The sequence below is a fragment of the Streptosporangium sandarakinum genome (genome assembly GCF_050942225.1).
Taxonomy (GTDB): Bacteria; Actinomycetota; Actinomycetes; order Streptosporangiales; family Streptosporangiaceae; genus Streptosporangium; species Streptosporangium nondiastaticum.
On the sequence record NZ_CP192034.1, the window covers coordinates 2,292,656 to 2,314,217 of the forward strand.

At 73.9% G+C, this 21,562-nt stretch carries 20 protein-coding genes; 10 read left to right on the top strand and 10 right to left on the bottom strand.

Annotation, left to right across the window (positions count from 1 at the left end; genetic code table 11):
* Nucleotides 1-71 precede the first annotated feature (71 nt).
* The 3 genes from ACQP10_RS10780 to ACQP10_RS10790 are packed head-to-tail and all read right to left on the bottom strand — an operon-like array spanning nucleotide 72 to nucleotide 3,867.
* A complete protein-coding gene (locus tag ACQP10_RS10780) occupies nucleotides 72-1,013 on the bottom strand; it encodes a carbohydrate ABC transporter permease (protein WP_399499662.1) in 942 nt (313 codons plus the stop codon).
* Nucleotides 1,010-2,350 (bottom strand): substrate-binding domain-containing protein, encoded by a 1,341-nt coding sequence (locus ACQP10_RS10785; RefSeq protein ID WP_346020536.1) that lies wholly within the window; start codon nucleotides 2,348-2,350, stop codon nucleotides 1,010-1,012. Before ACQP10_RS10785 ends, ACQP10_RS10780 begins: the two co-directional genes overlap by 4 nt.
* Before the next feature lie 2 nt (nucleotides 2,351-2,352).
* Entirely contained in the window at nucleotides 2,353-3,867 is a 1,515-nt protein-coding gene (locus tag ACQP10_RS10790; protein WP_389997609.1) for an alpha-N-arabinofuranosidase, read from the bottom strand.
* A gap of 175 nt (nucleotides 3,868-4,042) precedes the next feature.
* On the opposite strand from ACQP10_RS10790, the gene ACQP10_RS10795 reads away from it, so the two are divergent.
* Both ACQP10_RS10795 and soxR read left to right on the top strand, forming a co-directional pair.
* On the top strand, nucleotides 4,043-5,038 hold the full coding sequence (locus ACQP10_RS10795; protein WP_346020534.1) for a LacI family DNA-binding transcriptional regulator: 996 nt from the start codon (nucleotides 4,043-4,045) through the stop codon (nucleotides 5,036-5,038).
* A 155-nt stretch (nucleotides 5,039-5,193) separates the two neighbouring features.
* Nucleotides 5,194-5,679, top strand: a complete 486-nt coding sequence (soxR, locus tag ACQP10_RS10800) for a redox-sensitive transcriptional activator SoxR (RefSeq protein WP_346020533.1) — start codon at nucleotides 5,194-5,196, stop codon at nucleotides 5,677-5,679.
* A gap of 103 nt (nucleotides 5,680-5,782) precedes the next feature.
* On the opposite strand, the gene ACQP10_RS10805 is transcribed toward soxR, so the two are convergent.
* Nucleotides 5,783-6,661, bottom strand: coding sequence for a sugar phosphate isomerase/epimerase family protein (locus tag ACQP10_RS10805; RefSeq protein ID WP_346020532.1), 879 nt, complete (start codon nucleotides 6,659-6,661; stop codon nucleotides 5,783-5,785).
* Nucleotides 6,661-7,584 carry an aryldialkylphosphatase gene (locus ACQP10_RS10810; protein ID WP_346020531.1) on the bottom strand — a complete coding sequence of 308 codons (924 nt, stop codon included), beginning with the start codon at nucleotides 7,582-7,584 and terminating at the stop codon, nucleotides 6,661-6,663. Before ACQP10_RS10810 ends, ACQP10_RS10805 begins: the two co-directional genes overlap by 1 nt.
* A 316-nt stretch (nucleotides 7,585-7,900) precedes the next feature.
* Here ACQP10_RS10810 and ACQP10_RS10815 point away from each other — a divergent pair, with 316 nt between their 5' ends.
* The 5 genes from ACQP10_RS10815 to ACQP10_RS10835 all read left to right on the top strand — a co-directional run bounded on the left by ACQP10_RS10815 (nucleotide 7,901) and on the right by ACQP10_RS10835 (nucleotide 11,908).
* The gene (locus ACQP10_RS10815; RefSeq protein WP_433541296.1) at nucleotides 7,901-8,443 is read left to right on the top strand and encodes a helix-turn-helix domain-containing protein; all 543 of its coding nucleotides are present in this window, start codon (nucleotides 7,901-7,903) and stop codon (nucleotides 8,441-8,443) included.
* Between the two features lie 88 nt (nucleotides 8,444-8,531).
* Entirely contained in the window at nucleotides 8,532-9,056 is a 525-nt protein-coding gene (locus ACQP10_RS10820) for a TIGR02611 family protein (RefSeq protein WP_346020529.1), read from the top strand.
* A gap of 189 nt (nucleotides 9,057-9,245) precedes the next feature.
* Nucleotides 9,246-9,773, top strand: a complete 528-nt coding sequence (locus ACQP10_RS10825) for a hypothetical protein (RefSeq protein WP_346020528.1) — start codon at nucleotides 9,246-9,248, stop codon at nucleotides 9,771-9,773.
* A gap of 242 nt (nucleotides 9,774-10,015) precedes the next feature.
* Entirely contained in the window at nucleotides 10,016-10,810 is a 795-nt protein-coding gene (locus ACQP10_RS10830) for an SDR family NAD(P)-dependent oxidoreductase (protein ID WP_346020527.1), read from the top strand.
* A gap of 87 nt (nucleotides 10,811-10,897) precedes the next feature.
* Entirely contained in the window at nucleotides 10,898-11,908 is a 1,011-nt protein-coding gene (locus ACQP10_RS10835; RefSeq protein WP_433541297.1) for a hypothetical protein, read from the top strand.
* Here ACQP10_RS10835 and ACQP10_RS10840 read toward each other — a convergent pair.
* Both ACQP10_RS10840 and ACQP10_RS10845 read right to left on the bottom strand, forming a co-directional pair.
* Entirely contained in the window at nucleotides 11,893-13,266 is a 1,374-nt protein-coding gene (locus ACQP10_RS10840) for an MFS transporter (protein ID WP_433541298.1), read from the bottom strand. The two genes, ACQP10_RS10835 and ACQP10_RS10840, sit on opposite strands and share 16 nt — an antisense overlap.
* Nucleotides 13,267-13,695: 429 nt before the next feature.
* Complete coding sequence (locus ACQP10_RS10845; protein WP_179818675.1) at nucleotides 13,696-14,016, bottom strand: GroES family chaperonin; 321 nt, start codon at nucleotides 14,014-14,016, stop codon at nucleotides 13,696-13,698.
* Between the two features lie 77 nt (nucleotides 14,017-14,093).
* Between ACQP10_RS10845 and ACQP10_RS10850 the strand changes: the two genes are divergently transcribed.
* Nucleotides 14,094-15,704: a DUF885 domain-containing protein gene (locus ACQP10_RS10850; RefSeq protein ID WP_346020524.1), complete on the top strand. Its 1,611-nt coding sequence runs from the start codon at nucleotides 14,094-14,096 to the stop codon at nucleotides 15,702-15,704.
* 4 nt (nucleotides 15,705-15,708) lie between these two features.
* Entirely contained in the window at nucleotides 15,709-16,989 is a 1,281-nt protein-coding gene (locus ACQP10_RS10855) for an ArgE/DapE family deacylase (RefSeq protein WP_433541299.1), read from the top strand.
* Nucleotides 16,990-16,995: 6 nt separating this feature from the next.
* On the opposite strand, the gene ACQP10_RS10860 is transcribed toward ACQP10_RS10855, so the two are convergent.
* Nucleotides 16,996-17,334: a rhodanese-like domain-containing protein gene (locus ACQP10_RS10860; protein WP_346020522.1), complete on the bottom strand. Its 339-nt coding sequence runs from the start codon at nucleotides 17,332-17,334 to the stop codon at nucleotides 16,996-16,998.
* Nucleotides 17,335-17,429: 95 nt separating this feature from the next.
* On the opposite strand from ACQP10_RS10860, the gene ACQP10_RS10865 reads away from it, so the two are divergent.
* On the top strand, nucleotides 17,430-17,996 hold the full coding sequence (locus tag ACQP10_RS10865) for a TetR/AcrR family transcriptional regulator (protein WP_346020521.1): 567 nt from the start codon (nucleotides 17,430-17,432) through the stop codon (nucleotides 17,994-17,996).
* Nucleotides 17,997-18,198: 202 nt separating this feature from the next.
* On the opposite strand, the gene ACQP10_RS10870 is transcribed toward ACQP10_RS10865, so the two are convergent.
* Together ACQP10_RS10870 and ACQP10_RS10875 are read right to left on the bottom strand one after the other, a co-directional pair.
* Nucleotides 18,199-20,595, bottom strand: coding sequence for a helicase-associated domain-containing protein (locus ACQP10_RS10870; protein WP_389997637.1), 2,397 nt, complete (start codon nucleotides 20,593-20,595; stop codon nucleotides 18,199-18,201).
* Nucleotides 20,596-21,029: 434 nt separating this feature from the next.
* Entirely contained in the window at nucleotides 21,030-21,545 is a 516-nt protein-coding gene (locus tag ACQP10_RS10875) for an ATP-binding protein (RefSeq protein ID WP_346020944.1), read from the bottom strand.
* Between the last annotated feature and the right edge of the window lie 17 nt (nucleotides 21,546-21,562).

The window sequence follows — 21,562 nt, forward strand, 5'->3', positions numbered from 1 at the left end:
CACCACCTCCGCGGGGATCACGGGGATCGTGGGGGTCACGGTTTTCCCGCCTTCCTTCCCGAGGGCCCCGGTCATGCCTTCCTCCTGTCCCGGAACGCGCCGAAGACCAGCCCGCTGGCCACCATCAGGAAGGCCGCGAGGATGAAGCTCATCGCCGAGGCGGTGCCCATGTCGAACTGGCGCAGGCCGGTCTCGGCGATCAGGTAGATCGCCGTCTTGGTCTGGTCCGCGGGGGCGCCCCGGGTGATGAGGTAGGACTGGCCGAACATGTTGGCCGAGGCCAGGATCGTGGTGTTGACCACGAACAGCATGACCGGCCGCAGGCCGGGCAGGGTCACCGCGCGGAACCGGTCCCAGGCCGAGGCACCGTCCACCATCGCCGCCTCGTGCAGCTCCCGGGGGATGTCCTGCAGCCCGGCGAGGAAGATCACCGCGTTCAGGCCGAGCGTCCACCACACCGTCACCCCGACGAGGGCGACCCAGGCGGCCGGCACGTCGGTGGTCCACTGCACGTCCAGGCCCAGGTAGTGGTTGACCAGGCCGATGTTGCCGTCCAGCAGGAACTGCCAGACGACGCCGACGACCACGACGCCCAGCACGTAGGGGGCGAAGTAGACGGCCCGGTAGAGGTTGCGCCCCCTGAACCGGCCGTTCATCAGCAGCGCCACCAGCAGCGGCAGCAGGATCAGCAGCGGGACGGAGAAGACGGTGAAGATCCCGGTGGCCCGCATCGCCGACCAGAACCGCGACCCGTCGACGCTCCCCGGGTCGAACAGGTCGGTGTAGTTCTCCAGCCCGACGAACGGCTTGGCCGGCAGGTTGATGTCCCACTCGTGCAGGCTCGTCCAGAACCCGAAGCCGATCGGCAGGATCATGAAGACGGCGAACAGCACGAGGTAGGGGGCGCAGAACGCGTACGGCGTCCAGGACCGCATCCTGCTCGCGGTCCCGGGGGACCCGCCCGGTCGCGCCGCCCCGCGTAGTTCCCCCACCCCGGCCGGCAGGCCGCTCACCGACCGTACTTCCGCTTGTTGTCGGCCAGCAGCTTGTCCGCCGAGGCCACGCCCTCCTTCAGCGCCTCCGCGGGGGACGACTGCTTCAGCACGGCCTTGGCGACGGCCAGTTCGAGGGCCTTGCTCTGCACGTCGCCGACGCCCGGGACGGCGGGGATGAAGTGGAACACGTCCGGGTCGGCGGCCAGCTTGATCTGCGGCAGGTCGGCGATCTGCGGGTCCTGGCGGGCGGAGTTGCGGGCCGGGATCATGCCGGCCCTGGCCCACTCGGCCGACAGGCGGCCCATGTGGTCGATGAAGAACTTGGCGGCCTGGACCTTGTCGGGGTCCTTGCCGGCCTGGGAGGTCATCACGAAGTTGTGCGAGGAGCTCCACATGGCGGCGGTGCCGCCGATGTTCGGGATCGGGGACATGCCCCACCTCAGCGACGGGGCGTTGGTCTTCAGGTCGTTGATCTGCCAGATGCCGTCCCAGGTGAGGCTGACCTTGCCGTTTTTGAAGGCGGCGTACTGGCTGTCCTGGGCGACCTCGGCGGGGCTGTATCCCCTGTCGATCTGCTCGACCATCCAGGCCAGGGCCTTCTCGCCCTCGGGCCCGCCCCACAGCGCCCTGGCGCCGTCCTCGCTGTAGAGCTCGCCGCCGAACTGCCACAGCAGGCTCATGAACATCAGGTGCGCCGGCCACTTGTTCGGCATCCAGAACGGGTTGGCGACGCCGGCCTTCTTCAGCTCCGTCAGCGCCTTCTCGTAGCCCTCCCGGTCGGCGGGCGCCTCCTTCAGCCCGATCTTGTCCAGGTGCTCGGTGTTCCAGTAGTCGGCCAGGCAGTGCACGTCCAGCGGCACGCTGTAGCGCTGGTCCTGATAGACGCCGGCCTTCCAGATGGCGGGGATGTAGTCGGACTCGGTCAGCCCGAGCGAGCTCACCACGTCGTCCAGCGGCAGCAGCGTCCTGCGGGCGGCGAAGGTGCCGACCCAGTCGATGTGGATCACCGCCACGTCCGGGCCCTTGCCCGCGGCGATGGCCGTCGGCATCGCCGGGTAGAGGTCCTCCCAGCGCCGGGTGACGTTGCGGACCTCGATGCGGCCGGCGAACCGCTTGTTGAACTCCTCCAGCATCTTCCGCATGTGCGGGCCGTCGCCGCCGGTGAAGCCGTTCCAGTAGTCGAGCGTCACCTTGGGGCCGGTGTACTCCCCGCCGGAGAACGCCGGCGCGGGGGAGGCGGGCGCGGAGGAGTCCGCCCCGATCTTCGTGCCGCCTCCGCAGGCGGTCAGCGCGGCGGTGAGCCCCACGGCCCCCGACAGGCCGAGGAAGGAGCGGCGGGAGAACGGACTGGTCATTGTCACTCCTGGGGGGACGCGAGGGCGAAGCGGACGATGTTCCAAGAGGAGGGGGAGAGCCGGAGCGAGGCGCGGCGGCCTTCGACGCGGGCGCCGGAGCCGGGGCGGGGGACGACGCGGCCGGGCGCCTCGGCGGAGTTGGCGGCCGAGGGGTCGTCGTCGGCGAGCTCCAGGTGCTCCACCGCCCGCATTCCCCCGGGAAGGGCGATCTCCAGGTCGCACGGGGCGTTCCGGTCGCGGTTGACGGCGAGGAGCGTCGTCTCGCCGGTCGCCTCGTCGTGGGTGGCGGTGGCCCAGATCGCCGGGACGTCGCCGTACCTGGCGGTGGGGATCAGCGCGCACTCGGGCTCCACCCGCAGCACCTGGCCGCGGGCGTGCCGGGCGGTCAGCGCGAAAGGGTGGAAGATGGTCTGCCGCCAGGCCGGGCCGCCGGGCTCGGTCCTGATCGGGGCGATGACGTTGGCGAGCTGGGCCTGGCAGGCGACGCCGACCCGGTCGGCGTTGCGCAGCAGCGTGATCAGCAGGCTGCCGACGACGACCGCGTCGGTGACGTCGTAGGTGTCCTCGATCAGCCGGGGGTGCTCGGTCCACCCCAGCGAGGACTCGCCGCCGAACCGGCTCTGGTACCAGACGTTCCACTCGTCGAAGGAGAGCATGATCTTCTTCTTGCTGCGCAGCTTCGCGCCGACGTGGTCGGCGGTGGCGGCGATGGAGCGGATCATGTGGTCCATGTCGGCGCCGCTGGCCAGGAAGGAGTCGGTGTCGCCGTCCGTGGGGTCGTAGTAGGCGTGCAGCGAGATGTAGTCGACCATCTCGTAGGTGGCCTCCAGCACCTCGGCCTCCCACGAGCCGAACGTCGGCATGCCGCTGTTGGAGCTGCCGCAGGCCACCAGGGACAGGCCGGGGTCGAAGCGCTTGAGCGCCCGCGCGGTCTCGGCGGCGAGCCGGCCGTACTCGGCGGCGGTCTTGTGCCCCATCTGCCAGGGGCCGTCCAGCTCGTTGCCCAGGCACCACAGCCGCACGTCGTGCGGCTTGTCCACGCCGTGCGAGCGGCGCAGCTCCGACAGGGCGGTGCCGCCGGGGTGGTTGGCGTACTCCACCAGCTCCAGCGCCTCGGCCACGCCTCGGGTGCCCAGGTTGAGCGCCATCATCGGCTCCACCCCGGCCTTGGCGGCCCACGCCATGAACTCGTTCAGGCCGAAGCGGTTGCCCTCCAGGCTCCGCCACGCCAGGTCCAGGCGGGCGGGCCGCTCGTGGACGGGACCGACTCCGTCCTCCCAGCGGTAGTTGGAGACGAAGTTGCCGCCGGGGTAGCGGACCACGGTGACCCCGAGCTCGCGGGTCAGCTCCAGCACGTCGGTGCGGAAGCCGTCGGCGTCGGCCAGGGGGTGGCCGGGCTCGAAGACGCCGGTGTGGACGCAGCGGCCCATGTGCTCGACGAACGAGCCGAAGAGCCGGGGATCCACCGGGCCGATCCGGAAGGCGGGGTCCAGGGTGAGGCGGGCGGAGGGGGGCACGGCAGACCTCTTCTTGCGGGGGCTTGCGTGAATAGGGAAGTTTGTACAACGTTGTTTCAACGTTGTAAACAGTCGCTGCCGCAGTCGATACCCGGGCGTTACGATCGACGGGTTCGCATCTCGCGCGGGCCGGGAAGGGCGGCGCGACCGGGGAGGATGGGAAGAGGACGTGGGAGTGAGCCTGCGCGACATCGCGCGCCTGGCGGGGGTGTCGGTGAAGACGGTCTCCAACGTCGTCAACGGATACGCCCACGTCTCGCCGGAGACCCGGGCGAAGGTGGAGAAGGTGCTCGCCGAGCTCGACTACCGCCCCAACCTGTCGGCGCGGAACCTGCGGCGCGGGCGCACCGGCGTGATCGCCCTGGCCCTGCCGGAGCTCGACGCGCCCTACTTCGCGGAGCTGTCCCGGTTCGTCATCGACGCCGCGGCCGAGCACCGGTGGCTGGTCGTCATCGAGCAGACCGACGGCGGCCTGGACCGGGAGCGGCAGGCCCTCGACGGGGTCCGCGACCACCGGGTGGACGGGGTCATCCTGACCCCCTTCGCGATCGGCGCCGAGGAACTGGCGGCCCGCACCGACGACACCGCCCTCGTCCTGCTCGGCGAGCGGATCCACGACGGCCCGGCCGACCACGTCGCCATCGACAACGTCCGGGCGGCCCGCGACGTCACCGAGCACCTGATCGGCCTCGGCCGCACCCGCATCGCCGCCCTCGGCGCGCAGGACAACTCCGCCAGCGGCACGGCGCCGCTCCGCCTGGCCGGGTACCGCCAGGCCCTGGCCGAGCACGGGCTGCCCGAGACGGTCGCGAAGGTGGAGCGCTACCACCGGGCCGAGGGCGCGGCGGCGATGGCCGGCCTGCTGGCCCTGGACCCGCGGCCCGACGCGGTGTTCTGCTTCAACGACCTGCTGGCGCTGGGCGCGATGCGCACGATCCTCGCCGCGGGGCTGCGGGTGCCCGAGGACATCGCGCTGGCCGGGCTCGACGACATCGAGGACGGCCGCTACAGCACGCCCACCCTCACCACCGTCGCCCCCGACAAGGCGGAGCTGGCCCGCATCGCGGTCGACCTGCTCCGGCAGCGCATCGACGGCCGGCCGGGCCAGCCTCCCCGGGAGGCGCGGGCCGGCTACCGCCTCGTGCCCCGGGAGAGCACCCTCGGGAGGTGAGGGCGCCGCGGTTTCCCTCGCGGCCCGGGACGGCCGCGGCTCCCGCGCGGCCCGGGACGGCCGCGGGCCGGCGAGGCGGCAGGGCGCGGCCCGCGTGGACGTCGCGGCCCGGGGCGGAACCTCAAGATTGGTGGAGGTAGCGGTACGATGCGCCCGTGCCCAACTCCGAACTCACCGTCGGCCAGCTCGCGACCCGCAGCGGCGTCGCCGTCTCGGCGCTGCACTTCTACGAGGCCAAGGGGCTGATCCGCAGTCGCCGCACGGCCGGCAACCAGCGCCGCTTCACCCGTGACACGCTGCGCAGGATCGCCTTCATCCGGGTCTCGCAGCGGGTGGGCATCCCGCTGAAGACGATCCAGGCCGCGCTGTCGGCGCTGCCCGAGGAGCGCACCCCCACCCGCGATGACTGGGCGAGGCTGTCGGCGACGTGGCGATCGGAGCTGGACGACCGGATCAAGCAGCTCCAGCGGCTCCGCGACGGCCTGACCGAGTGCATCGGCTGCGGCTGCCTGTCCCTGGACCGCTGCGCGCTGGCCAACCCCGACGACGTGGCGGCGGCCCGGGGGCCGGGCTCGCGGCTGATGGTCGGCCGCCCGCGTCCGCGCCCGTACACCGGCGAGATGTGCGAGCCCGCGGGCTGATCGTCCCGCCGTACGGCCCGCCGGAGTCGCGCGGCGAGAGGCCCGGGCGTCCCGGAAGGCCCGGGACGCCCGCCGTACGGCCGGGGCCTCCTCGCAGGAACGGTCAGAGACCGTGGGCGCGCAGCCAGTCGCGGTTGGCGCGCTGGTCGTCCAGGATGCGGCGGATGTCCTGGCCGGAGCCGGGCACGTCCTGCTCGACGACCAGCCAGCCCTCGTAGCCGTCCAGCCCGGCGAGGACCCCGGCCAGATCGACCTCCCCGGCCCCGAGGGCGGGGAAGCCACCGCCCGCGACCACCGCGGCCAGGTCGCCCCCGGCCGCCCGTACCCGGTCGCGCGCCGCGCGGTCGGCGTCCTTGAGGTGGACCTGCCGGATCCGGCCGCCCCAGTCGCGCAGCGCCGCCACCGGGTCGCCGCCCGCCAGCCACAGGTGCCCGGTGTCCAGGCAGAGGGAGACGTCGGTGAGCTCCAGCAGCCGCTCGACCTCCTCGGCGGTCTCCACCAGGGTGCCGAGGTGGTGGTGGAAGACGGGCTCCAGGCCCCGGGCGCGGCAGCGGTCGGCGGCCTCCTGGACCCGGGCGGCGAAGCCCGCCCATCCGGCGGCGGGCAGGCCCGGGGCGCCGTCGCGGGCGACCCGCGGCGGGTGGTCGGGGCAGGCGAGCGTGGGCCGCGGCGCGAACCGGCCGTCGGCGGGCGCCGCGTCGGCGAACACCGCCAGGGCGGCCTCCAGCCCCGGCAGGCCGGCCGAGAACGCCCCGGCGTCCTCGTAGCGCAGGTCCACCCAGCCGCCGGCCAGGCCCATCCCGGCCCGCTCCAGCCGTTCCCGCAGCTCATCGCCGGTGCCCAGATATCCGATCGGCCCTGAGTCGATCCCGTCGTATCCGGCTCCGGCCAGCGCGCCGAGCATGGTCGCCGGGCCTATCGGCGCGTCGTCTGCCCGGTAGATCCCGAAGTTGACGGGGGCGTTCGCGACCTTGATCGACATCACTGCTCCAGGTGTCGCCGCTCCAGGTGGGCCAGCCAGCGGAGGGGGTTGTCACGGGTGATCAGGCGGATGGTGTCCTCGGTGATCCCAGCTTCGCGCATCCTGGGCAGGAACGTACGGAACAGGTGGCCGTAGCCGGCCCCGCCGTACCGCTCGATCTCCGAGACCATCGACAGGCCGCTGCTGAGCAGCAGCCGGTGGGCGTGTCCCTCCTCGACGAGGGCGAGGGCGTGCCGGAGCCGGTCCGGCCCGAGGGAGGAGAGGCAGACGTAGCCGCCGGCCTCGGCGACCTTGTGGGGGACCGCGTGGTCGGTCCCGGCGTCGGCGACGCTGACGCGGCAGGCGGGCAGCCCCTCGCCGAGCAGGATCTCCAGCAGCGCCACGGCGCCGCGGTGGTGGACCGCGACCGGCAGGCCCGAGGCCAGGGACGCCCGGGCGGCGGCGACCGCGCAGCGCTCCTCGGCGGGGGACGGTTCGCCGTCCCAGGCGCCGATCTCGCCGATCACACCGGGCCGGACGCCGGTGCCGTCCAGGCCGTCGCGGATCTCGGCCAGCAGGTGGGCGGTGAGCGTGTCCACGTCGGCGTCGAGCGCCCAGGCGGGCGTGAACGGGCCGGCGAAGAAGCCGGTCCCGGCCACCACGCCGACCCGGCTGCGCGCCGCGACCTTGGCCAGGGCCGCGGCGTCGCGCCCGGCGCCGATGCAGCTCAGCTCGACGACCAGGCCGAGGGCGTCGTACCGGCGCAGGCCGCACAGCTCCTCGGCGACGGCGTCCTCCTCGTCCAGCCAGTGGTTGGGGTCGGAGGCCGTGCCGGCCGCGCAGCGCAGGTCGCTGCGGAGGTGCTCGCGGGGGAGGACCGCCCCCTCGATGGCCGGCGGGGGGCACGGGCCGTTGACGGTCATCACGAGATTTGCCTCATGCATGAACGGACATTAGCCCATATTTGGGGTGAAAATCGAAGAAGGCCACAGGACTTTACCTTTCCGGCTTTAGTTGGACTAGCAAACTATTGACGGGATGTGCGCTGGTGTGTGACCCTCTGGGCGTTCATGCACGTGCATCACGGGCGGTCGAAGGTCAGGGTCCCGCCCCCGACCGTGCATGGCGGTCTGACCATTGCTCCGCGAAGGGAAGCCGTACATGCGAAGAAGTCTGTTCAGCGGGCTCGCCGGGTGGTGCGCGGGGTTGGCGTGGCCATCGGTGTTTTCACGGATCGTTCCGATTCCCCTACGCCCGGTCATGGTCGGGTGGCACGACGATGGCCGGCGGCTGCGTTACCGGTACCGGCTCTATCCGGACGCCGTCCAGCGTGAGGCGTCGGCGCGGGCGTTCGGGTGCGCGCGGGTGGTGTTCAACGACGGGCTGCGCGCACGCCAGGCGGCCCGTGAGGCGGGCCTGCCGTACGTCTCCGACGGGGAGTTGTCCAAGCGGGTCATCACCGAGGCGAAGAAGACGCCGCAGCGCTCCTGGCTGGGCGAGGTCTCGGCGGTGGTGCTTCAGCAGGCCCTGGCCGACCTGAACGCCGCCTACCGCGCCTTCTTCGCCTCGATCACCGCCAGGCGGAAGGGGCCGAAGGTCGCCGCTCCCCGGTTCCGGTCGAAGAAGGACGCGGCCGGGCGGTACTTCGCGTCGTTCGTGGTCGAGACCGGCGCGGACGTGATCGTCAAGGACGCCGGCTGGAACGCGAACCTGGCGGGCGGCGCGTCCACCACCTTCGGGTTCGGCGCCTCCTCGGCCGGGGCCAACGGCGTCCCGGCCACCGTCGCCTGCACGGCGGGCTGATCCCGCGCGCCTCCGGCCGGAAAACGGCGGGAACCGGCCGGAGGGGCTCCCTCTATCCTGGAGCGAAACCGACCGTACGGGGGAGTACGTGACGATCTCCGGTGGAACGCCCGACGCCCGGGGCGGGACCGCCCGCCAGCCGAGAGCCGCGGATCTCCGCGGCGAGACCGGCGGCCCGTCCGTGGCCGGGGACGAGGACCCCGGCCACGCCGGGGACGCGACGGTCCGCCGTTCCGGCATCCAGGGATGGCTCGACGGCATCCGGTCCACCCGCACCGGACACCTCACCCTGAAGTTCGTCATCGGCGTCATCGGCGCCGTGCTGGTCATCGGCGGCCTCATCATGGTCCCGTTCCCCGGCCCCGGCTGGCTGGTGGTCTTCGCCGGCCTCGCCGTCCTGGCCACCGAGTTCCACTGGGCCCGCCGGCTGCTGGAGTTCGGCAGGCGGACCCTCGCCGCGTGGACCGCCTGGCTCGGCCGCCGGGGCTGGACGGTCAGGATCCTCGTCGTCCTGGCCGCCGCCGTCGCCGCCGCCGCCATCGTCTACTACGGCCTCAAGCTGAGCCTGGACATCGACCTGATCGAGGAGGCCCGCCGCCTCCTCGACCGCTGAACCCGCCGCCCGGGTACGGCCCGCGGCGGACGGGACCCGGCGGACGGGACCCGGCGCGGGGCGCCGCCCGCCGGTGAGTCCCAGAGCAGCCTTTACCCTGAGCCGGCGGTCACATAGCGATTCCAATGCGTCACACTCCGTAGTCTCTCTGAGTCTGATCCCCAAGGACACAAAGGAGAGTGACACTCGATGCGTGCCCTGTCTTCGATGATCGCCCTGGCGGCGGCCGGAATCGTCGCGGTGACCGGTACCGCGGCCCACGCCGACTCGGTCAACCTGCGCGCCAGGGTCATGCCCGGCCAGGAGGTGATGCTCACACCCGAGCTCATGCCCACGGCCGCCTACCGCGGCAACGTGCTGGTCAAGCTGGAGAACAACAACGTGCCCACCGAGGTGCGGGTCGCCAACTGCCGGGGCCGCTCCATCGGAAAGGTGGAGATCGCCCCCAACGACCACGCGCCCCGGGTCGCCGCGACCCTCTCCCGGCGCGCCGTCCGGAACCTGGGCCGCACGGACCAGGACGACGCCGCCCAGAGCGGCCCCGCCCAGACGGACACCCGCGGCGCCACCCAGACGGACACCCAGGGCGCCTCCCGGACGGCCGCGCGGGACGCCCAGACGGCCCCCCGGACCCACCTCGCCCAGTCCTGCCTGCGCTTCAAGGTCAAGAACCTCGGCCAGACCCCGGCGGTCATCAAGGGCATCGGCTACTTCTGACCGTGCGGCGTGGAAACGACACCTGAGTGAGGCGGGGACGGCCGGCACGGCCGTCCCCGCCTCGCCGTACGCCCGGTCCCCGCCTCCCGCAAGCCCGGCCGCCCCGCCGCGCCGTTCGGGTCGCCGTCCGCCTCGCCGTACCGGCGAAACCGCCCCCGGCCAGGGCTCGTTCCGGCCGGATGCCACCCTGGAAATCCGGGGACGCCGCCCCGGGCGAGCGAGAGCGAAGGGAAGGCGGCAAAGTGCGCATCGACCTCACCGACAGGACCGCGGTCGTCACCGGCTCCTCCCAGGGCATCGGTCACGCCATCGCCACCGGCCTGGCCCAGGCCGGCGCACGGGTCGTCCTCACCGGACGCGGTGCCTCCTCACTGGACGACGCGGCCGGGCGGCTGCGCGGCACGGTGCCGGACGCCGAGATCGTCACGGTCGTCGGGGACCTCGCCACCGAGGACGGCGCGGCCACGCTGGCCGACGCGGTCCCCGAAACCGACATCCTCGTCAACAACCTCGGCATCTACGGCTCCCGCCCGCCCCTGGAGATCACCGACGCCGAGTGGCGCGCCTACTTCGACGTGAACGTCCTCAGCGCCGTACGGCTGACCCGCCACTACCTGCCCGGGATGATAGGGCGGGGCTGGGGGAGGGTGCAGAACATCGCCAGCGACTCCGCCGTCGTCATCCCGGCGGAGATGATCCAGTACGGCATGTCGAAGACCTCCCTGCTGGCCGTGTCCCGCGGGTTCGCCAAGGCCGCCGCCGGAACCGGCGTCACCGTGAACTCCGTGATCGTCGGGCCGACCCACACCGGGGGTGTGGAGGACTTCGTCTACGAGCTGGTGGACCGGAGCCTGCCCTGGGAGGAGGCGCAGCGCGAGTTCATGCGCCTGCACCGTCCGCAGTCGCTCCTGCAGCGGCTCATCGAGCCCGAGGAGATCGCCAACATGGTCGTCTACCTCAGCTCCCCCCAGGCGTCCGCGACCACCGGCGGCGCCCTCAGGGTGGACGGCGGCTACGTCGACGCGATCCTGCCCTGAGGCCGGGCCGCGCCCGGGACCCTTGTCACGCCAACCGATCCGTTATAGATCACGAAGTATGAGGTGTATCCGGCTTAGGCTGCGGCCGTGCCCATGATCGCTGGTCTCCGCCGAACGATCCGCCGAACGGCCCGCCATACGGCCCGCCGAACGGTCCGCCGCGCCGCCGCCGTGGCCGCCGCCGTGGCGCCGGTCGCCGCCCTCGCGCCCGCCGCGCACGCGGCGCCGGCGGTGACCGCGGCGGTGGTGGTCGACGTCAAGCTGACCGGGACGGGCGTGACCGTCCACGAGAAGACGGCCGACCCGGTCAAGGTGACCTCCTACACCCTCGGCAACGTCGCCTACCTCCGCCGCAACGGCCGGTTCGCCAAGCAGATCGGCTACCAGGAGATCACGGTCGCGCCGAAGGGTCGCAGGGCCGTCGCGGTGCCCACCACCTACGTCAACGACCACGACTCGGTGCTCCTCGCCGACCTGACCGCGAACACCGGCTCGAAAGTCCAGACCGTCGCCAGGCCGCTCATCGCCAAGTTCGCCCACTGGTCGCGCGACGGCGCCAAGGCGGTGCTGACCGTACAGCGGAAGAACGGCACGAGCTGGGACACCATCGGGTTCGCGGTCGTCGACGCCGCCGCGAGGACCACGCGGGCGGTGACCGTGCCGGGGGCGGACAGGGCGGCCAGGTTCCGCTGGGGGCCCGGTGGCACGGAGGTGGTGACCGAGCACCAGGGCGGCACCCGCTTCTACGGCCTCGACGGCCGCGTCCGGCGCACCTTCGCCAAGACGGGCGCGCCCGCCGGGGGCGAGGACGCCTTCTCGCCCTCCGGGAGCGCCTTCCTGACCTGGTGCCCGCTGACCTACGCCGAGCCCGTCTGCGTCTGGAACCGCACCACGGGCGCACTGTCGGCCAAGGTGAACATCCGCGCCCAGGCCCTGCTGGGCTGGTGGGACGACAGGCACCTCATCGCCGTCGTCCCGTCCGGCACCGCCTACCGGGCCGTCGTCGCCGACCTCACCGGGAGGAGCACACGGGTGCTGGCCGACATCCCCGCCGCCGACTGGAAGGCCAGGGTCTACCTCAGCTACACCCGCCCCTGACCCGTCGTCCCGGCCTCCTCCGGCCCGCCGCGCGCACCTCGCCGCCCGGCGGGCCGTCTCCGCGTCGCGGGCCGTTCCCGCGCCGCCGGCCGTACGGCGGTCTCACCCGGAGGCCGCGGCCCCGCTCGGAGCCGGGGCGTGAACCTCCGGGGCACGGCGGGCCCGCCGCCAGCCCGCCGCGGCGAGCAGGCCGGCGAGGCAGCCCCCGCGCCCGCGACCGCGAGCGTCCGGGAGACGCCGAGGTGGTCGGCGAGGACCCCGCTGAGGATCATGCCCACTCCCTGCGCGCCGGTGAGGGCCGAGCCGGCCAGCCCGAGCAGCCGGCCGCGCCGCTCGGGCGGGGCGAGCCTGGTGAACTCGGTGTTGGCCGTCACCTGGTAGGCGCTGAGCAGCCCGCTGAGCGCCCACAGCGCCAGCGCCGGCACCAGGCCGGGGAGCAGCGCGGACAGGACCAGCGGGAGGCCGGCGGCCACGGCGAGCGGCCCCAGCGACGCGAGCCGCGCGGGCAGGGGGACGAACCGGGTGAACAAGAAGACCCCCGCGACGGTGCCCAGCGGGACCGAGGCCATCAGCAGCCCCACCTCCCGGCTGCCCAGCCCCAGCTCGGCGGCGTACGGCGCGGCCAGGGACTCGGGCACGACGTGGACGCCGGCGAGCAGCGCCAGCGCGAGCAGGCTCCGCAGCGGGGGACTGGCGAGGATCCGCCGGGCCCCGCCCTCCGGGGCGCGCGGCCGCCGCCTCCCACCGGGCCTGCCGGGCCGGGCCGCCGGCCGGTGGCGCAGCCCCCACCGGGCGACCGGCGCCATCAGCGCGAAGGCGGCGGCGTTGACGAGCAGGGAGCCGCCCGGCCCGACGGCCGCCACCAGGACGCCCCCGGCGGCGAACGCGACGAGGGCGATGAGCTGGTTGGTGAGGGTGAGAGCCGCCACGCCGAGGGAGTAGGCCTCACCGGTCAGGATGTCGGGGGTCATCGCCATCTGCGCGGTCCGCGCGGGCGAGTCGATCAGCTGGACGAGGAACACCAGGGCGCACAGGACCGTCAGCGGTATCCCGGGGACGGCGATCAGCGCGACGAGCACCGCCCGGGAGAGGGCGCAGACGGCCAGCAGCGTGCGGCGCGGGTAGCGGTCGGCCAGCCCGCCCAGGACGGACCCGCCGACGATGGCCGGCAGCAGGGTCAGCGCGTAGACCAGCGCGGTGACGGCCGGCGATCCGGTCCGCTGGTAGGCGAGCACCGCCAGGGCGACCCGGGCGATCTGGGTTCCGGCGCGTGACAGCACCGCGGTCAGCCACAGCGCGCGGAACTCCGCCACGCCGAAGACCGCCCGGTACGTCGCCGGGCGGGCGGCCTCGCTCATCGCTCTCCCCGTCGGATCGTGGGTGCGGCGCCCTCCCTCCCCGCGGACGGGAGGGCGGCCGGGGATGAGATCAGTTCCAGATGACGTCGCGGCGGATGCGCACGGGACACCTCTCCTTCACGATCGGGGGGACGCGTGATGCCTCGGACGGCACACGCGGGTCAGGTCCAGACGATGTCGCGGCGGATGCGCACGGGATTCCTCCCTTCCCGGGTTCGGCGGGCGGACCGCGGTGCCGGTCAGGGCCGAAACGGACCGGTCCGGCCCCGGCCGGATTTCCGGCGGCCGGAGATCACGGTAATGAGGCGGACGGCGGCCGTCATTGACGTCACGCGCACGGTTCCTTGCCGATTCGCGCACTCGCCGGGAGGGAAGGGGCGAGGGCGCTCAGCGGCGCCGGCGGTGTCGGGCCGGCGCCGGCGGGGCGCGTCAGAGGTACAGGCCGGTGCCGTTGTCGGTCTGCTGGGTGGCGATGGCGTGCAGGTCGCGCTCGCGCAGGACGAGGTAGATCTGGCCGTGCACCTCGACCTCGTACTGGTCCTCGGGGTTGAACAGGACCTTGTCCCCGACCTTGACCGCGCGGACGTTCGCGCCCGCGCCGCAGACCTGACCCCAGACGAGCCGGTTGGCCATCTTCACCGTCGCCGGGATGACGATCCCCGCCGTGCTGCGCCGTTCCTCTGACTCCGGCTCCACCTTCACCATGACGCGGTCGTGGAGCATCTGGATCTCGAACTTCGGGTCACCCACACCACGAAGCTTATGGGACGGGCGGGGCGGCGCCCGTCAAACCCCGGAGCCGGCCCGCGGCAGTAGGCTCACGGAGCATGACGGAGCTCTCCCCGGATCCGGTCGGCGACTACATCGACTGGTATCTCGACGCCAACCCCATCTTCGCCGCCCTCATGGGCGCCGAGGGTCGCGACAGGACCCTCGGCGACTTCACGGAGGGGGGCATCCTCGCCCGCGAGCGCGAGTCCCGCCGCTGGCTGGAGCGCCTCCAGGCGGTCCCCGGCGGGGACTTCGAGGAGCGGATCGACCGCGAGCTGGTGATGTCCGGGCTGCGCGGCGATCTGGCCCAGGGGTCCTGGCCCGCCTGGCGGCGTGATCCGTCGGTCTACACGGGGCCGATCTTCAACTCGATGTTCACCCCGTTCATGCACCGGCTGGCCCCCGAGGCCGAGCTGGTCGAGGCCGCCGTCGCCCGGCTCGCCGAGGTGCCGGGCGTCCTCTCGGCCTGCCGGGCCAACCTCGACCCCGGGCTGGCGAGCCCCCTGCTGGTCGAGCGGGGTCTGGGCCAGGCGCGGACCGCCCGGCGCCTGCTCACCGAGACGATCCCCGGCCAGGTCGCCGACGAGGCCCTGCGGGCCAGGCTGGCGGCGGCGGCCGAGCCCGCGGCGGCGGCCTTCGACGAGCTGGCCGCCTTCCTGGAGGGTTTCCGGGCCACCGGGACCTGGCGGATGGGCGAGGAACTGTACTCCACGCTGCTGCGCGACCGGGAGATGCTCGGCTACGGCGCCGACGAGCTGCTGCGCCGGGGGCAGAAGGCGTACGAGGAGCTGGACGCCGAGATGCGGGAGATCGCCCGGTTGCTGCCCGGCGGCTCCGAGGACTGGCACGCGGCCATCACGGCCCTCCAGGACGACCACCCGCCGACCCTTGAGGACATGCGGGCGGAGTACGAGGCCGAGACCGAGCGGGCCAGGAGGTTCGTGCGCGAGCGCGGCCTGGTGACCTTCGCCGACGGCGAGGAGTGCCGGGTGGTGCCGTCGCCGGAGTTCCAGCGGCCCATCCTCGCCGTCGCCTCCTACATGATGCCCCCGCCGCTGTCCACCTCCCGGCTCGGGCACTTCTTCGTGCCGTTCACCCCCGACTCGTTCACCGGCGAGCAGGTGCGCCAGCGGTTGCGCACCAACGCCAGGGCGCAGATGCCCTCCATCGCCGTCCACGAGGCATACCCCGGTCACCACTGGCACCTGTCCTGGATGGCGGGCAACCCGCGCCGGGCCCGCAGGCTGTTCCGCACGCCGTACTTCACCGAGGGCTGGGCCCTGTACGTGGAGAAGGTCATGCGGGAGGAGGGATACTTCACCACCCCCGCCCAGGAGCTCGCCCACCTGGAGTTCCGCCTCTTCCGGGCGGCCCGCATCGTCGTGGACGTCTCGCTGCACTGCGGCGAGATGACCGTCGAGGAGGCCGAGACCTTCATGACGGAGAGGACCTCGCTGACCCCGGGCACGGCCAAGGGCGAGGTCAACCGCTACTGCGCCTGGCCCACCCAGGCCCCGTCGTACCTCACCGGCGCCCTGGAGATCGACCGCATTCGCGCCGACTACCTCGCCGCCGGTCGCGGTGACCTGCGTTCCTTCCACGACGCGCTGGCCGGCTCCGGCGGCCTGCCCCTCGGGCTGGCCCGCCGGGTCGCCATGGAAGGCTGACGGCATGCGCGAGGGCGTGGCGGGCGGGGTGTCCCCCGACGAGGCGAGGGTGCTGGCGGCGATCGACGAGGCGGAGACGGTCCGGCTGCTGGCCGAGCTGGTGCGGACGCCCAGCGTGACCGGCACCGACGCCGAGTCGGAGCTGCAGCACCGCTGCGGGCGGCTGCTCTCGGAGGCGGGCATGGACGTCGACGTCTGGAAGCTCGACCTGGACGCCCTGCGCGCCGACCCCGGCTTCCCCGGCACCGAGGCCCCTCGCACCGAGGGCTACGGCGTGGTCGCCGTCACCGGGGGCGAGGGCGAGCCCGCCCTGGTCCTGCAGGGGCACGTGGACGTGGTGCCCACCGGCGACCTGGCCAAGTGGGAGGGCGGCGACCCCTTCGGCGCCCGGATCACCGGTGACGTCCTGCACGGCCGGGGCGCCTGCGACATGAAGGCCGGGCTGGCGGCCAACCTCGCGGTCGCCGCCGCCGTCCACCGCTCGGGCGTACGGCTGGCCCGGCCGCTGGCCGTGCACTGCGTCGTGAGCGAGGAGGACGGCGGCCTGGGCGCGTTCGCCACCCTGGCGCGCGGCCACCGCGGCGAGGCGGCGGTGATCACCGAGCCGACCGGCGGGGCGGTCATCACCGCGACGGCCGGCGCGCTGACGTTCCGTGTCGAGGTCGCCGGCCGGGCCGCCCACGGCGCGACCCGCTACGAGGGCGTCAACGCGCTGGAGGCGTTCTGGCCGGTCCTCACGGAGCTGCGGCGGCTGGAGGCCGACCGCAACCGCGACCCCGATCCGATCTTCGCGGGCAACCCGCTTCCCTACCCGATCGAGATCGGCACGGTCCGCGCGGGCGACTGGGCCAGCAGCGTGCCCGACCTGCTGGTCGCCGAGGGCAGGATGGGCGTGCGGCTGGACGAGGACCCGGCCGAGGCCCGCCGCGCCCTGGAGGAGGCGGTCGCCGGGATCGGCGATCCGTGGCTGCGCGCTCACCCGCCCGTCGTGACCTGGCCCGGAGGGCGGTTCGCGAGCGGCCGGGTGCCCGCCGGGCACGAGCTGCCGGCCCAGGTCGCGGCGGCGGTGGCCGACGTCACCGGGACCCGGCCGGCCGAGACGGCGGCGCCGTACGGCAGCGACCTGCGCCTCTACGCCGCGGGCGGGGTGCCGGCCCTGCACTACGGCCCGGGAGACGTCCGCCTCGCCCACGCCCCGCGCGAGCGGGTCGGCCTGCGCGAGCTGCGCGACGTCACCCGGGTGCTGGCCCTGCTGGCGGTGCGCCGCTGCGGGGTGCGCGGCTGACCGCCGTCAGTGGACGGCGACGCCCGACTCGACGGGCAGCCCTGCCTCGACCCAGTCCTGGATGCCCTCGCGGTACTTGCGGACGTTGGTGTAGCCGAGGCCGGTCAGCCGCCGGGCCACCGCCTCGCTGTTGCCGCAGGCGGGGTTGGAGCAGTAGGTGACGATGGCGGCGTCCTTGTCGGGGAGCAGTTCGGCGGCGCGGTCGGCCACCTCGTTCTCGACCAGGGCGAGCGCGCCGGGCAGGTGCTGCTGGGCGTAGTAGTCGCCGCCGAGCGCGTCCACGACGACGACGGTGCCCGTCTCGATCGCGACCCTGAGCTCGTCACGGCTGATCAGTGCGGTCATGGCTGGCCTCCTCGGCCATAAGTGGACTATAGTCCGTTTGTGTGAGCGATATGGAATTTAACGGACCGCGGTCCGCTTCGTCAAGCGAGCCGCCGGTGCCGCCCGCCACGCGGCCCAGGGAGCGGGCCGACGCCGCGCGCAACCGGGCGAAGGTGCTGGCGGCGGCGGCGAAGCTGTTCCGGGACAGGGGGGTGGACGGCGTCTCGATGGACGCGGTCGCGGCGGAGGCGGGCGTGGGCAAGGGCACGCTCTTCCGGAGGTTCGGCGACAAGTCGGGACTGGCCGTGGCGCTCCTCGACGAGCGCGAGCGCGAACTGCAGGCGGCGATCCTGTCCGGGCCCGCGCCCCTCGGGCCCGGCGCTCCGGCCGCCGAACGGCTCGCGGCGTTCGTGGACGCCTACCTTGAGCACCTGCTCGGCCACCTCGACCTGGTCCGGATGTCGGAGACCGCGAGCCCCGGCGCGCGCTACCGGATCGGCGCCTACCGGTTCTGGTGCCACCACGTGGCGATCCTGCTCGCCGAGGCCCGCCCCGGGTGCGACGCCGGCCCCCTGGCGCACGCCCTGCTCGCCCCGCTGGCCGCCGAGCACATGACGGCTCTGGTCGCCGAGTACGGCGAGGCGCGGGCCAGGGAGGCGGTCCGGGCGCTCGTTCTGGGATGAGGCCGGAACCGCGCACGCCGGCCGCCACCTCACCTCCTTCCGCCTCCGGCCGTGGCGACCGCGACGGCTTCGGCGGGGCCGGGTGGGGACGCCGCGGATCTCGGTGGGGCTGGGCGCGGACACCGTGGATCTCGGTGGGGCCGGGTGGGGACGCCGTGGATCTCGGTGGGGCCGGGTGGGGACGCCGCGGACCTCGGCGGGATCAGGCGTAGGCGCCGCGGACCTCGATGATGTCGGCCAGCGGGAACTCCAGGTAGTCGCCCGCCTCCTCGCACCACGCGTCGAGCACGCCGCTGCGCAGCTCCCCGTGGCTGACGGTGGCGGTCAGGCCGTCGGCGAGCGTGATCGCGGCCCGGACGCCGCGGTCCACCACGAAGCCGAGCAGCGACTGCTGGGCCGTCGGCAGCCGGGAGGCCATCCGGCCGATGACCGCCCAGGTCCGGCCGCCGGCCTGGGCGACGTGGTTCTCGGCCGACAGCAGCCGCCGGGCGTGCTCGCCGGGATCCGGCGGCGGCTCGACCAGCGGGTGGGGCGGCTGCTCCAGCTCGGCGACCCGGCCGCCGGGCAGCAGGATCAGCCGCCCGTTCTGCGGCTCGTCGACGCGGGCGCGGCGGACGGTGATCTCCCCGGTGTCCTCGACCGGGACCGGCGCGTAGCCGTTCTCCCGGAGCGCGGCGAGGGTACGGTCGGCGGGCTGCGCGCTGGCCAGCACGGTGGGCGCGAGCAGCCGCAGGCCCAGCCGGGACAGTCGCCGGTGCCCGGCGATCTCGGCCAGCAGGGCGGGATCGGACGCCTGCACGATGCAGGCGACCGTGGTGACGGTGACCTCGCCGTGCCGCCTGGCCACGTCGCGCACGAGGTAGTCGAGGGGCTGCGGCACCGCGCCCACCTCGGCCAGGTCGGCCAGCAGCGCGTCGGCGGTGTGCCCGGCGTCCATCGCCCGGCGCACGCTCGCCGGGGTGAACCGCCACACCGACGCGGTGCCGCGCGACTCGCGGTCGGCGGCGCGGTCCAGCAGCTCGGCCAGCTCGGCGGAGGGCGGGCCGGTCACCACGGCGGTGAGGTCGGCGCCGAACAGCGCGCTGCGGCGCACGCTGGCCAGCGCCCGGACGGAGCACTCCACCAGCACCGGGTCGTTCTCCACCGCCGGCGCGCAGTCGTCGTTCTCGTCCCCGGCGACGGCGTCCAGGGAGGCCAGCGCGCGACCGAGGTCGGTGACGGCGTCGCAGGCGACCAGCCCGAGCATCCGCGCCTCCTCCAGCACGGCCGGGGCGCACTCGGCGAGCAGCGGCATGTCGAGCAGCGGGGCGTGCCAGTGGGCCGCTCTGACGAGCCCGTCCATGTCGGTGCACGCGGTGCTCGCCGGCAGCCGGGCCAGCACGCCGAGGACGGCGCGCCGGGCGCGGGCGACCGAGGCCCCGGCGAGGTCGTCGCCGAGCACGGTGCCGTACCTGCCGTCCACCCGGCGCAGCGACGAGCGCTCCATCCGCCACCACGCCGACAGCAGCACCCGCAGCCGGGCGGCGGAGTCGTCCAGGCGCCAGCGGTCGAACTTCTCGGTCGGCATCAGGCCGCCGGCCGGCTCGTCCCAGGCCAGCAGCCGGGCCACCGCGCAGACCTCCAGCAGCAGCCGGGTCTCGTCCTCGTCGCAGCCGGTGTCCCTGGCCAGCCGCCGGACCTCGCGCACGCCGATCCCGCCCGCCTTCAGCAGCGGCAGCGGGATCTTGGCGGTGTTCTCCAGCATCGCCGAGCAGCGTTCCACCACGTGCGGGGCGGCGAGCGTCATCAGGTGGTCGACCGTCTCGGGATCGACCGGGACGCCCGCGAGGTCGGGCGGGACGGGGGTGAAGGGCGGGTGGTAGCCGGGGCCGCGTACGGCGAGCGCCACCTCCCGGGGCATCTCGGCGACGTTCCAGCTCGGCCGGAAGAGCAGCCCGTGGTCGCCGGCCCATTTCTCCGGGGTGCCCGGCGCGACGAAGCGCCCGCCGTCGACGTCGCGGACCGGGCCGTCCCAGGCGAACCCCTCCAGCAGCCGCCGGGTGCCCTCCGGCGCCCGCCCGATCATGGCCGTGACCCGGCCGGGGTCGGACAGCACCTCGATGATCCGGGTGACGGTGCGGCGCTTGGGGCCCTGCGGCAGGCCGAGCGTCCTGGCCAGGGCCCGCAGCGCGTCGGCACTGACCGTCCAGGAGTCCAGGTAGTGGGTGAGCGGCTCGCCGAGCCCGCAGGGGGCGGTCCACCACCGCGCGACCCCCTCGGCGACACGGATGCGTCCCTCGGCGTCGGGCCAGGCCAGGGCGTGGTCGAACAGCCGGTCGATCCAGGGGGCCACCTCGGCCTCGGGGACGCCCATGAACCGGGCCAGCTCCTCCAGCCAGACCCGGCCGCCGAGGGCAAGCGACGCCTGCGCCACCTCGATGGCGGGCAGCGGAAGGCCCCGCATGACCCCGATCACCGCGAAGCCGCTGCCCAGCCGCTGGGCGAGGGTGTCGATGCGGCGGGGCCACGGCGGGGCGATGGCGTCCGGCCGGTTGGCCAGCAGCCGGGTGAGGCGGTCTTCGTCGAGGGTCTTCAGCCAGCCGAGCAGGTCATCGTCCATCTCGCAGCTCTCTCAGGAATCTCGCGCGGGGACTCTCCGCGAGCCATAGGCATCCACGGTAATGCAGAGGGCATCCCGGGAGGCATGCACCGCGCAGAATGCAATGAGTTCCCCGCCGGTGACCATCTGTTCTCTGGCCGGGTCCCGGGGCCGCCCGAGGGGAGTCGGATGGCGGCCCCGGAACCGGGCCGGCGCCAGATGAGGGGAAGAGGCGGCGCCTTCCGGGAAGGACTGTGGGGTGTGCGGGCTTCAGGGAGGGGCTGGACTTCGGGAGGGGCGAGGAGGGGGCGCCGGGGGACGGCGACGGGTCGAGGGGGCGGGTCCGCCTCGCGGGACGGGGCCGGCCGTTCTCCGGCGGGGGCGTCCCGCGGCGGCCGGTCGGGCTCCGTGCCGTGGATCTCCGCGGCGGGGCGGGACGATCCACGGCACGGAGCCTAACCGAGGACGGCCCAGACGATTTTGCCGTACGGGGCCAGCGGGGCCCAGCCCCAGCGGAGGCTGAGCGAGTCGACGATGTGCAGCCCGAGGCCGCCGACGTCCAGCGGGGAGGGGTCGCGGAGCGCGGGGAAGCCGGCGCCGGGGTCGTTGAGCGCGCAGACCACGAGGCCGTCCCGGCGCAGCAGGGAGAGTCTGATGGGCTCCTTGGCGCGCGTCTCGGCCAGCCGCAGGCCGTGCCGGAACGCGTTGGTGGCCAGCTCCGAGACGATCAGTTCCATGCTCTCGCTCAGGTCGGCGAGGTTCCAGCCGGTCAGGGTGCCGGTGGCGAAGCTGCGCGCCGAGTGGACCGACTCCGCGCTCGGGGGGAGCACGAAGGTGGCGCTGGCCGGAGCCGGGGACCCGGACAGGAGGTCGCGCGCGGCGTCGGGCCACCAGCCCACGGGCGGCCACCAGTCGAGCGCCGTCCACGACGTTCTGGGGGGAGCGGTTTGGGCGGACTGCACATGGATCATCATGGTGCAAACTCCTG